The sequence below is a fragment of the Dyadobacter sp. NIV53 genome, assembly GCF_019711195.1.
In the GTDB taxonomy this organism is placed as follows: Bacteria; Bacteroidota; Bacteroidia; order Cytophagales; family Spirosomataceae; genus Dyadobacter.
Genome location: NZ_CP081299.1, coordinates 4,790,034 through 4,802,348, shown reverse-complemented (window position 1 = coordinate 4,802,348; position 12,315 = coordinate 4,790,034). Strand labels below are relative to the sequence as shown.

11 protein-coding genes and 1 pseudogene are annotated in these 12,315 nt (G+C 38.6%); all 12 read right to left on the bottom strand.

All coding sequences use genetic code 11. The features are described from left to right. Positions 1 to 89: 89 nt before the first annotated feature. The 12 genes and pseudogenes from KZC02_RS19735 to KZC02_RS19680 all read right to left on the bottom strand — a co-directional run bounded on the left by KZC02_RS19735 (position 90) and on the right by KZC02_RS19680 (position 12,138). Complete coding sequence (locus KZC02_RS19735) at positions 90 to 941, bottom strand: sugar phosphate isomerase/epimerase (RefSeq protein WP_221390270.1); 852 nt, start codon at positions 939 to 941, stop codon at positions 90 to 92. Between the two features lie 88 nt (positions 942 to 1,029). Further along, a pseudogene (locus KZC02_RS19730) lies at positions 1,030 to 1,785 on the bottom strand (DUF1080 domain-containing protein). Positions 1,786 to 1,979: 194 nt separating this feature from the next. After that, the gene (locus KZC02_RS19725; RefSeq protein ID WP_229253684.1) at positions 1,980 to 2,858 is read right to left on the bottom strand and encodes an alpha/beta hydrolase; all 879 of its coding nucleotides are present in this window, start codon (positions 2,856 to 2,858) and stop codon (positions 1,980 to 1,982) included. 183 nt (positions 2,859 to 3,041) lie between these two features. Continuing rightward, positions 3,042 to 4,160 (bottom strand): hypothetical protein, encoded by a 1,119-nt coding sequence (locus tag KZC02_RS19720; protein ID WP_221390268.1) that lies wholly within the window; start codon positions 4,158 to 4,160, stop codon positions 3,042 to 3,044. A 156-nt stretch (positions 4,161 to 4,316) separates the two neighbouring features. Beyond that, on the bottom strand, positions 4,317 to 4,874 hold the full coding sequence (locus KZC02_RS19715; protein WP_221390267.1) for a fasciclin domain-containing protein: 558 nt from the start codon (positions 4,872 to 4,874) through the stop codon (positions 4,317 to 4,319). A 138-nt stretch (positions 4,875 to 5,012) separates the two neighbouring features. Next, entirely contained in the window at positions 5,013 to 5,972 is a 960-nt protein-coding gene (locus tag KZC02_RS19710; protein WP_221390266.1) for a hypothetical protein, read from the bottom strand. A 45-nt stretch (positions 5,973 to 6,017) separates the two neighbouring features. Beyond that, positions 6,018 to 7,124, bottom strand: coding sequence for a glycoside hydrolase family 130 protein (locus tag KZC02_RS19705; protein WP_221390265.1), 1,107 nt, complete (start codon positions 7,122 to 7,124; stop codon positions 6,018 to 6,020). 204 nt (positions 7,125 to 7,328) lie between these two features. After that, entirely contained in the window at positions 7,329 to 7,940 is a 612-nt protein-coding gene (locus KZC02_RS19700) for a YceI family protein (protein WP_221390264.1), read from the bottom strand. Positions 7,941 to 8,023: 83 nt separating this feature from the next. After that, on the bottom strand, positions 8,024 to 8,578 hold the full coding sequence (locus tag KZC02_RS19695; protein ID WP_221390263.1) for an alpha/beta hydrolase: 555 nt from the start codon (positions 8,576 to 8,578) through the stop codon (positions 8,024 to 8,026). Positions 8,579 to 8,709: 131 nt separating this feature from the next. Continuing rightward, on the bottom strand, positions 8,710 to 9,789 hold the full coding sequence (locus tag KZC02_RS19690) for a formylglycine-generating enzyme family protein (protein ID WP_221390262.1): 1,080 nt from the start codon (positions 9,787 to 9,789) through the stop codon (positions 8,710 to 8,712). 28 nt (positions 9,790 to 9,817) lie between these two features. Next, positions 9,818 to 11,377, bottom strand: coding sequence for a sulfatase (locus tag KZC02_RS19685; RefSeq protein WP_221390261.1), 1,560 nt, complete (start codon positions 11,375 to 11,377; stop codon positions 9,818 to 9,820). Between the two features lie 197 nt (positions 11,378 to 11,574). Continuing rightward, on the bottom strand, positions 11,575 to 12,138 hold the full coding sequence (locus KZC02_RS19680) for a DUF4142 domain-containing protein (protein ID WP_221390260.1): 564 nt from the start codon (positions 12,136 to 12,138) through the stop codon (positions 11,575 to 11,577). Positions 12,139 to 12,315: the final 177 nt, after the last annotated feature.

Below are 12,315 nucleotides of genomic sequence, written 5' to 3'. Positions count from 1 at the left end.
TTTAAACAATTAACTATCAGCGGTTAGTTTTATTCCCAGGGCGATGCCCTGGGTTAAGGTCTCAGAGTCCGTTGGACTATTTTGGACAGTTACAAATTATGCTTCGCACTCATTTCCCGAATGAACTTGTAACCCTTTTCTGCGATGTCCCATGGATCTGAAAATTCGCGCCATACGCCGATTGCGTTCGCGAAATCGGGATCGTTTCTTGAAAAAGCTTCGATCGTTAACCAGCCCTGGTAATTGATTTTGGCAAGAGAAGAAAAAGCATCATCCCACAAAACCTGTCCGTCGCCGGGAGTGCCTCGGTCGTTTTCACTGATATGAACGTGGGCTAAAACTGGTGCGATAATATCAATCGCAGTCGCGTAGCTTTTTTCTTCAATGTTTGCGTGATGCGTGTCAAACATTGCCCTCACATTAGGATGATCGGCCGCTTTCACCAGTTTCAAAAGCTGCGCTGTTGTATTGCAGAGGTAACATTCGAAACGGTTTAGCGCTTCCAGTGCGAATGTAATGTCAGCTTGGGCGGCGTAATCGGCAGCGGCCGCGAGTACCTCACCGGCAAGCGCATATTCCTGTTCCTGCGCCGGACGATTTACAAAAATGGTATGACCGGAATGGAACGGACCGCAGATAATTTTTGCATTTAAAGCATGGGCACGATCAATGCCCCATTTGATTTTGTCCAGCGCTTTTGCACGTACTTCGACTGATTCACTTATGGGATTGTCATCTTTACCCAAAGTCATCACAGCCGTTGTTTCCAAGCCAAGATCTTTGGTATAATTTCCCATTCTCTGATATGCAGCAAGATCCGGCGCTCCCAGATAAAATTCTACACCGTCGTATCCAATTCCCTTTAATCTATCTATAACGGGGAACAAATCATCCGAAACAGCCGCCGTCCAGGCAAGTACATTAAATCCAATTTTATTCATTTGTAAAGCTGTTAGCGACTGGCAATTAGCTCGGGCCGTCGTACGGTTAGCTGAATTACCAGGACAAACTGTTTTTTAATTCAAAAAATCATTGTTTAATACGGATGTCTTTGTATTCTACTTTCATAGGCGGACCTACGTGTACCTGTACACCTAAAAGTCCTTTTGATTTTCCGTTCACTGTATCTTTGTCCGTTACATCGCTCATTAACACGCCATTAATATAATGCTATAGACGGTTTCCTTTTGCAACAATGTGAAACTCATTCCATTCTTCACTTTTTATCTTGGTTTTCAGTTCGTCCGATGTTCCTAATGAACCCGTTACTGTTCTGCCCAGCCAAGCATTATTTTTCAGGTTTGCCTGAAATGCTTCTGCGGACTTATCAGTTGGCTCGTTTACAGTTACTATTTCACCTCGATAGCCCAGAGTTGTTCTTTTACGTTCTTCATAATTCTGACCGGTGTAACGGATCGCTCCATCAATATCAGCCTGATAACCTCTTAATGCATTGGGAACATCTGCTACTTTATCACTGCGGTAATTAATACCGGAATTCCCTTTTTCAGTTATCTTAAATGAACCTTTTAATTCAAAATCTCCTGGTTCTCCACCCTGCCATATAATAAATGAGTTCGTTTTCAGTAAAGTTTCAGGTGTAATTTCTCCAACCAGGTTCCCGTTTTCAACTCTCCAGTATTTGGTATCTCCTTCCCACCCTTTCAGTGATTTGCCATCAAAAATGGTTTTAAATCCTTTTTCACTTTTTTGTGCTATGCACGAAATTTGACTTGTGGCAATCAGGGCAACCACGAGGGTTGCGGCTACGAATTTTGAAAACATTTTATAAGAATTTAGACTACTGAAACATTAATTACCCTTATTGTTTTCTCTTTAACAAGCGACTTTCAAATGGCATTCTCTTAAAAAAGAAGAAAATAATATCCAAAAATTCCTAAAATTTTTGGTCGTACTATCCTGTACTCACCTGTTTATAAAGATTAAGAAACTAAGAATTTACTTGCTAAGCCACACAATCATGGCATCAGCTCCATACTTTTCATCCAGTTTACACAGCGCCCAAACCATTCGCCGAATGATGGATAAGTCAGAAAACCATGTTCTCCTTTTGAGTAAATATGAATTTCACCTGAAACTCCGTAGCGTTGTAAATTTTGATAAAAAACAAGACTGTTAGCAACCGGAACAACCACGTCCGTACCGGCATGAACCAGAAAGGCAGGCGGAGTTAATTTTGAAATATGATATTCGTTGGAAAATAGCCTGATCTGTTCTTTTGCCGGATTATCACCTAATAGATTTTTTCGTGATCCGGTGTGTCCAATGCTATCTGTAAAACTGATTACGGGATTGATCAGCAGCATAAAATCCGGCCTTAAACTTGTTTTCTCTGTATTAGGAATGTAAGAAATGCCGAAATGCGTTCCTGCCGTTGCTGCAAGATGCCCGCCTGCGGAGTAACCCATAATACCAATCTTTTGCGGATTGATATTCCATTCTTTTGCTTTCTCCCTTACCATTTTTATCGCCTGCTGCGCATCCTGCAATGGCCCAATTGACTTATCAATCATTGTCCTGTCACTTGGTAGCCTGTATTTTACAACAAAAGCAGTTACACCCAGTTTATTAAATTCTCTGGCCGGATCACTGCCTTCTCTTTTTGTCAGCAAACCTCCATAACCGCCTCCCGGAAATATGATAACAGATGTTCCATTGGCTTTTTCTTTTGTTGCTAAAAAAACGGAAATTGTAGGAATGGAAACTTTAAAAGCCAGCGAATCGACTTGCTCATTTCCTTTCCGTTCTTCTTCGTCTGCAACGTCTTTTGAATTAGGGGTTTTACCCGGATACAGCGGAATTTCCTGGGCAATACAAACACTGAGAGTAAATATCAAACCTAACAAAAAACAGATCCGTACCATAATTCTATAAAAAGAATAAATATTTATCCAAAAATTCATAGAATATCAGTTCTTTCTATCCTGTACTTACCTGTTTTATAATTTTAAAAGCTTAATCCAGATCATTCTAATAATCTCATGGTATAATGTTAGGATTAAAATAAAACGTTTTGATCTTCAATAAAAAAAGTCAAAATCTTCGTCCTTTGGAATTTTATATGTTTTCAGAAATACTTTTACCTTAACCGGGTCACCCCACAAGTCAACATCACTTTTGGTTTGTTTCAATTCCCTTTTAAATTCACGCACATCCTGATTGAATTTGATTGCGACCGTTTCAATTGAATTGATCTGGTAAGGAGACATATTAGCCAGTGATGCAAGTTCCTGAATAATATCAAACTTTTCGTGTTCCAGATCATCCGCCTGTTGTTTCAGAACTTTGTTATAGTAAAGTAATTGCTCATCAGCAAGTTTTTCCAAATGATCCTGATCTATCCGGTCAAACTCCATTTGCAGCTTGAGTAAAGTCAACAGGTTATTATCATTATAAGCCTGTGTAACCCTTTGCATTAATTCTGTTTTTCTTATCTTTTCCGCCTCATCTTTTTCGCGGTCAGGATGAAATGCTTTCACCAGGTCCATGTAAACAGCCCTTACCGATTTGGTCAGCCGCTGTTCTTCGTGTTTTTGCTTTTCTTCTCTATCAAGATGCTTTTGTGATTTTGCCCTGTCTGCCTTTTTTTCATTTTTTGCACGTTGCCGTTCTTCAAATATTTCTTCCTGTTCTAAAAGCTTCTCAAACATTTTCTCCTGAAATTTATTCGCAGTTGAAATATCTTCGTCCTCATCAAAGTGGATATCAAAATGCGAAGCCATCCCTCTTGCCATTTCAGCCGATTCAAAATCAATTTCAGCGTTTACCGTATCAAAATCTACTTCATTGTATTTATTAAATATTGTCTTGAGATCTTCATATCCATTTCCTATCAAATCAAAACTCAAGTCTGTAATCAGATATGAAAGTTTTTTCTGATCATTTTTTTTCATGAGTTTATCAGCATAGACAATATCCATTTTACGAACCGTTTCTGCCTGAAAGGAGTACATCTGTTCGTATAGTGGCTTCATTTCCTTCACAATACGATTTTGCAGAACCTGAGTTCCATCCCGCAATTCAATTAACATCTTGTCCAGCTGTTCTATTTTTTTAGTCAGCTTGTTAAATTCTTTCTGGCGTTTGGATAAAACTTCTTTTGAAGCACCAATATGTAAAATATTCAATTCTATCATCATCAATTAAGCTTAAAATCCAACGTAGTTTTCAAATCTTTCGTAATAATAATAAGCAAATCTGATTGATAACAGTATCTGAAAAACAAAAAAGCGGAAGAAACCTAAGTTCCATCCGCTTCATCAACATCCAACTACACAAATCAACTTCACAATATTTTAAGGCATTAAAACCTTATCAATTACATGGATTATACCATTCGATTGAAATACATCTGCAATTGTAACCATAGCAGTATTTCCTTTGGCATCTGTTACCCATACATCTTTACCCTTTGTAGTGAATGTAAGCTCTTCCCCTTGAACAGTTTTAGCCATTGCCTTACCACTACCATCCTTTATCATTTTCAACACCGATTTAGCATCAACTTTTCCAGGAATTACATGGTATGTTAATATTGAAGTAAGCGTGGCTTTATTTTCAGGTTTCAACAACTCATCAACAGTACCGGCTGGCAAAGCCGCAAATGCTGCATTTACAGGAGCGAATACTGTAAAGGGCCCTGATCCTGATAATGTTTCTACTAAACCAGCAGCCTTTACTGCCGCAACGAGCGTGGTATGATCCTTAGAATTTACTGCGTTCTCAATGATGTTTTTTGAGGGATACATTGCAGCTCCACCAACCGTTACTGTTTTTTCTTTCTGAGCAAATGCTCCAAAGGTTGCTAATAAAGCAATTGCTAGTATTGTGCTTTTAATTTTTAACGTTTTCATCCGGAAATAAAGTTTGATTTAATTTCCCTGATATACGCCTCTATTTCACTAATAGATCGAAAGATGAATAAAATATATTGGTATAAAACAAAAAAAGCCCCTGAATGGAGCCTTTAAATATATATAAATGCGATCGTATTAAATCTTGGTTTTCTTTACATTAAGTACAAACTCTTCTGTAACATTAGCAAAGTTAGCGATCTCGGCTGTTGTAAATCTTTCGGTTGCCAACAGATTATGGACAACTTCAATTTTACCTTCAATCTTACCTTCCTCTTTACCCTTGATCTTACCTTCTTTGTGGCCTTTTTCAATACCTTCTTTATGGCCTTCTGCTAACCCTTCCTTTTTTGCCATATCAAGTACCAATTCCCTTATTCCCATGGTTGTTTTATTTTCGGTTAACACTTCTATTTCCTTTTCAAATTTAATAATATATTCCGGATCTCCAAATCTTACATACAGCTGTAAAAAAATCAATAGGTCATCTATTTTCTTCTTTGGTATTTTCTTTTGTAACAGGTTTTTGGCTAACGAATATTTTAATTTAAAAAGACTTTCATCATCCCGTTTTTTCTTTTTCAGCGATAGTAAAACTGTCAGTATTACCACGGAAAAAGGATTTTCATCATTTGCCAATAGATTTTCGTCCTGATCAATAATTTTATAAGTATTAAAATAAAACGTGTTTCTTGTGCCTAAATATTCATACTCATACATGCTTGGTCGGAATTTCTTATTTGTATCCGTAAAAATGGCAATTGCAGTAACGGGTTTATTATACTTATCCAGAATACGATAAAAATAAGTAAACATCCGTTTGGCAAAATCTTTATCGTCGTAGCCCTGCACTTCTACATGGCACAATATCCATTCTTCCTTGCCGGTATTGGTAAATACTTTTATCAGCTTATCCACAAATTTCGGGGCTTCAATATCTTCGGCTGGAAATAATTGTTCAAGTTCTTTGTCCAGAAACTCAAAACCCTTTTCCATGTCAAAAAGCTTTTCAGCATCTTTAAAAAAGAAATTCAGGAAATCACCGCACAGATTCTCCAGAATACCTTTCCATAAGGTATCATTCCTTTTAAGGGACATAAAATATTTAAAGTTTTTGATGAAGTGTTATTAACTTTTCCGTTTTTAATTAACCGGAATCGGATCGCCCGGTGTTTTCAACTTGGGATCAAATACAGCTACTCCAACTCTGGAATCTGCACAGCCATAATATAAAAGCCATTTCCCTTTGAAATAAACCATACCTTCAATAAATACAGTCCCTGCTATATATTGCCCGCTTTTTTCAAATGATTCCATAGGGCGGAAAAACGGAACATCCATTCTTGCCAATACTTTTGACGGATCATTTTTATCCAGCAAAACCTGTCCTGCACAATAGCTATTTGGCGTAAACCTTTGGTCTCCATCTTCTCCTTTATCATTTTTTCCATTATACATCAGCACAATTCCTTTGTCAGTAAGGATTGCCGGTGGGCCACACTCTGTCAGATTGCTATCGAAAAATCCTTTTCTGGGAGAGATCAGATTTACCAGGTTCTGGTTGCTATCAACGATTGGTTCCCAATTTATGAGGTCAATAGATGTAGCTACATTTACATTAGCTTCACCAAAATAAAGCCAGTATTTTCCATTCACTTTTGCAATTACCTGTTTATCTTTTACCAGTTTGGTAAGCAGCGAACCAGATTTAGACCAGATTTCATTGAACTTCCCATTATAAGCTTTTTTAAAGGCCGGCCCATGTTTTTGCCATTTGATCAGGTCACGTGAAGTGGCTACACCTATCCGCGCCTTATCCTGGTTCCATTGTGTATAGAGAATTACATAAAGACCATCTTCTGTTACAGCCACACGCGGGTCTTCACAGCCGCCCGGCCATTCCATTGCTTTCTGGCTATCTTCTGCTGGAAATAAAACTGGCGTTTTCCGTCGTTTAAAGGTAACACCGTCAGTACTCTCAGCATAACCGATCCGGGAAGTTCGTTTTCCAATAGCTCTTCCTGCTTTGTCTTCGGCACGATAAAGGACTACAATTTTACCATTTTTAATCGTTGCAGCCGGATTGAAAGTATCGTTAGATTCCCAGTCTATCATCCTTTTATTCATTGGGCACATAAATCGTGTTGTGCTGTCGGGGGAAATAACAGGATTTACGCCTTCCGGACGGACAAAACCGCCAAATGCCCAATCTGGTAATGTATTTTGTGCGTGGACAGTACTTGTTAACAAAAAAGAAAAATACTACAAAACTCAGGACAACATACTTCATAAATATTCCATGATTAATTAATAAAACCCAAAGATATACCTTTTCAAATGCCCAACCTGTTTATCTATAATTTGGGAGTAAAATTTCGCCCAACAAAAAAATCCTGCCGGATCACGGGGATCCGGCAGGATTTAAGCTATCTTCTAAAAGCTAATAGCCAACAACTACTTATTAGCCACCAGATTTACTTCAAGTGTAAAATCGTTGTCAATTGCTTTGTCACCCAGGTTTTCAAAGAAATTCGTTGAGCGGAACTTAATATCATATTTCGTTCTGTCAACCGTAATTTTAGCATCAGCAACCACCTTTTTGGCATCAGATTTCACAGTTGCAGGAAATGTCACGTCATTGGTAATGCCTTTGATTGTTAATTTTCCCGTAACATCATAAGCACCAGCTCCTTTTGAAGTTACTGTGGTAATGACAAACTTTGCCTGTGGATGTGCTTCAACAGAAAAGAAATCAGGACTTTTAAGATGTCCTGTTAATTTGCCGTTCATTTCTGCATCCTTAACATCAGTAACAGTAAGGTTTTTTACATCAAATACAAAAGTGCCGCCTTTTAATTTATCTCCGTCAACGATTAAAGATCCGCTCGTCAAAGGCACATCGCCAGCATGCGTACCTGTTACTTTTTTAGCACCCCAGGTAACTTTACTGGTTTTAGTGTCCACTGTCAATGTTTTATCAGCAGCTTTCACTTTATCCGGGCCATTAGCTATTACAGCAGAACTGGCCAGTAAACCTGCCAAAAGAAATACAAATACTTTTTTCATAATTACGAGTTTAATTTAAGTTATAATAAGAATTTTCACTAATATAAACATATATGCACTTCTAAATACGCATTGTGTACAACCTATACTTCAACCAGGTTATATCGACTGAGTTTTTCCAATATTTTTTTCCCTTCCTGCCAGTCATCCAATCCGGAAACGGCATTAATATGCCCTTTTTTACCAATATTTATAAATTCACTACCCCAGCTTTTTGCAAACATTTCAGAACGGCCAATACTTGCATACATATCATTTGCACTCGCCACCACAATACTTTTAAATGGAAATAACACCCTGGGTACCGGCGTAAATCCGACTACGAAATTAAGCCGTTTTGACAAATCAGCATCAGCCGGCGCGACTAGCAAAGCTGCATCAATGTATTCAGATGTATATTTTTGTGCCCAGTGCGCTACGGTAATACATCCGAGGCTATGTGCAATTAAAATAGTAGGTTCTGTTAACCCCGCAATGCGTTCCTGTAATTTCTCAACCCATTCATCCTTTACCGGCCAGTCCCAGTTAACCTGTTCCACTCTGCTGAAAAGATGCGGATACTGATTTTCCCAAATCGTTTGCCAATGATTAGGGCCAGAGCTTGCCAAACCGGGAATTGTAAGAAAACGGGTGTTCATAACAAAAGATTATCTGTATAAATAAATATCAGAACGGTAACAGGATTATAAAGTAACCAGATACATTTCTGAAATAACAAAAAAATAGCCTTTTATCAATTCTATTACTTCCGTAATTTATTTTAAAATCGTCATTTACGTTCCTTTACGCAGCGAAATCCAAGATTGTTACTACCACTGGTCACTTCTCCTTTTCCTCTGCTTCCGGCTTTATAGCGGATACAATAATCATCACTGCATAAAAAAGATCCTCCGCGCTGTACATGTTTTACCGCATTGGGTTCATCCGGATCATAACTATCACCCGGCCCCTGCGGATTTTTTGCCGGGCTTTTCTGATAATAATCAGGACGGTAAAGATCCTGGCACCATTCCCAAACATTGCCGTCCATATCGTACAAGCCATAAGGATTGGCAGGAAATGATTTGACTGGCGCTGCGCTTGCAAAACCATCTTCCCTTGTATTTTTATCAGGAAAACTGCCCTGGTAAATATTCGCTACCCACTTATTGCCTGGTTTCAGCTGGTCGCCCCAGTAATAAGTATGGTTACCCTTTCCACCTTGGGCCGCATATTCCCACTCTGCTTCTGTCGGGAGGCGTTTTCCTGCCCATTTTGCATATGCCGCCGCGTCTTCATACGATATATGAATCACCGGGTAATTTTCTCTTCCTTTTATAGAACTTCCTTTGCCTTCGGGCTGCAACCAACTTGCCGCAGGAACATAGCTCCACCATTGCAGTGGATTATCAAGTGAAACCTGCGTTGCAGTAGGTGTAAAAACTGCCGAACCAGGTACAAGTTTATCAGCCGGAACACCCGGATAATCTGCCGGGTTTAATGGTCTTTCCGCTACGGTTTTATACTTGGTAGCAGCCACAAAACGAGCATATTCAGCATTGGTCACTTCATGCTCGTCCATGTAAAAACCATCCAAAGTAATTTCGTGCATTGGCCTGGAATCAGGGAATTCATCCGCTCCCATTAAAAATTTCCCGCCTTCAATCCACACCATTTCCTTTGTATCATCTTTTCCCTGTGTCACATTGGCAACGTTTTGTATAGCTGCGGCGCGGGAAGGAATTCCGTCAGCAATGCAATGTGCAAGGCTGTCGGCTGTTTTTTCGGCGGCAGTCTGCTTTTTCTGACAGCCAAATCCTAACACTGCAATCAAAAAAACGAACGAAATTTTTCTCTCAATAAATATCATAACTATCTCTCATCAATTACCACCGGCATTACTTTTTAGCTCCTGCCAGTATTTTTAAAGCCTCATCATCCTTGTACTGATTCATCAGTTTTTTGAGTTTTACCTTCAAATCAGCCGATATTTTTCCGGAACTCTCTTTAGCGTAAATATTAGAAACCTCAGTAGGATCTTTTTCCAGATCATATAATTCCCACGAATCAGCTCCGCCATAAAAATAGGCCAGTTTGTAACGGTCTGTCCTGATCCCGAAATGTGGGAAAACATGATGCGGCTGCGGAAACTCGTAATAGTGATAATAGGCTTCTTTCCTCCATCCTTCCGTTTTTGATCCGTCGAGAAGTGGCAAAAATGATTTCCCCTGTATATCAGCCGGTATTTTTGCGCCGGCAATATTTAATACGGTTGGCGCCCAGTCGATATTCATCACCAGCTGATCAACCTGCGAACCTGGCTTTACCACACCCGGATAACGAATAACAAAGGGTGTTTTCAAAGACTCTTCATATATAAACCGCTTGTCGAACCAGCCATGTTCTCCCATGTAAAATCCCTGGTCAGAGGCATAAATAACTACTGTATTTTTTGCAAGACCCGATTTATCAAGATAATCAAGCAGTTTACCGATATTCCTGTCCAGTGAATTTGCCGTCGATAAATAGTCTTTCAGATATCGCTGATATTTCCATTCAGTCAATGCTTTTCCAGTCAGTTTTTTCTCTTCTGGTTCCTTGCCGATTTTATCATAATAGGCCTTGAAAACCTTTTTCTGGTCTTCGCTGAACCGATTGTAAGTACCGTCCTTTTCATAATCCGGTAAAACTTTCAGGTCCTCTTTCAGGCGCATGGTTTTACTGATCGTCATATCCTGCTGTTTAGCGGCTTCCCTGCCTTCGTAAGTATCATAAAAAGTGGAAGGCAACGGAAAATCAACGTCGTCATATGCTCCAAGATCCTGTAAATCCGGAAGCCATTCACGGTGCGTAGCCTTGTGTCCCACGATCAGGAAAAATGGCTTGGAATTATCGCGTTTATCAAGCCAATCGGTTGAAAATTGGGTAATTACATCTGAAACATAACCGTTATAACGCGTTGTATCATTAGGCTGGCTAATGAAATCAGGATTATAATAATTTCCCTGGCCAGGTAAAATATTCCAGTAATCAAACCCTTTTGGCAAACTATTCAGGTGCATTTTCCCAATCCACGCAGTTTGATATCCGCTTTGCTGTAATACTTCCGGAAACAAAGTCTGGTTGGTATTAAACCGGGTATTGTCATTCCTTTTGTAACCATTCGAATGGCTGTATTTCCCGGTAAGTAAAGTAGCCCGGCTTGGGCCGCAGATAGAATTAGTAACCAGGTTATTTTTTAATAATGCCCCTTCATTAGCTATACGATCAATATTTGGTGTCTTTGCATATTTATTCCCATATGCCCCAATAGCCTGGTACGCATGATCGTCCGAAAAAATAAAAATAATGTTCGGTTTTGATCCTGATTGGGCAGTTTGTGCTTTTAAATAAAATGAGGTAAGTAAAAAAATAAATAAGCAACTGATTTTAAATAAAGACAGGCAAAAAATTTTCATAAAAAATAAAAGACAATTTGTTAAAATTCGTATAAAAAAGCTATTTCTTAACATTAGTCTACAAAAGTAGTAGACAAATTAAATTGATCTTCGTGTAAATAGCAAATTTTATATTTTTACCAACTCTAAACAAATAGAAAGCGGAAATACACTTTCGTATATTTCCGCCCAAAACTTCCCCTCGATCAATCTATTTTTTACATAGTGCCATCTTTCATTGTTTTTGCCATTTCCAGGTGGTGCTGTAATGTGGGAACTTTACCAGCTGCCCATGCTTTTATATCCGGATCTTTGCAATCCTTAGCTGCTTTTTCAAATTCGCTCACATCTTCCTGATGGTCGTCCACCATAAATGATGCATATGCTTTATCAAAATCTTTGCCTTTTTTCTTGGCCATATCATCATAGTCCTTTTGTTTGGCATCACTTAGCGACATAGGCAGGGATATTTTCTTTTCTTTCGCCAGTTCCTTTAATTCTTCATTTGCTTTGGAATGGTCTTTAATCATGCTATCAGCAAAACTCATTACCGCTTTTGACGCTCCGTTTACCTTTGCCAGTTCTGCGAGTTTTACTTCAACCAAACCGCCATCTGCTGCTGCAAGAGCAAATTTCGTATCATCCTCCATTTTCGTGTCATCAAATTTTTCTTCATTTTGTTCTTCTGCTACCTCCTTGCTGTCTTCTGACTTGTTGGAATTACAAGCGGAAAATGTCATCACGGATGCTACAATCAGTGCACTTAATGTTATCTTTTTCATAGTTATTTACATTTTTTTGTGATCTATAAATCTTAAGAGCAATAAAAATTGTGCCAGATACTCTACATTATACGTAAATTATTGTATTTAACATATTTATTTTAAAACTTTTCTAATACAAATTAACTATTTCAAAATCATTAACGTACTAAAACACATAAAATCTTTTCAGGATTT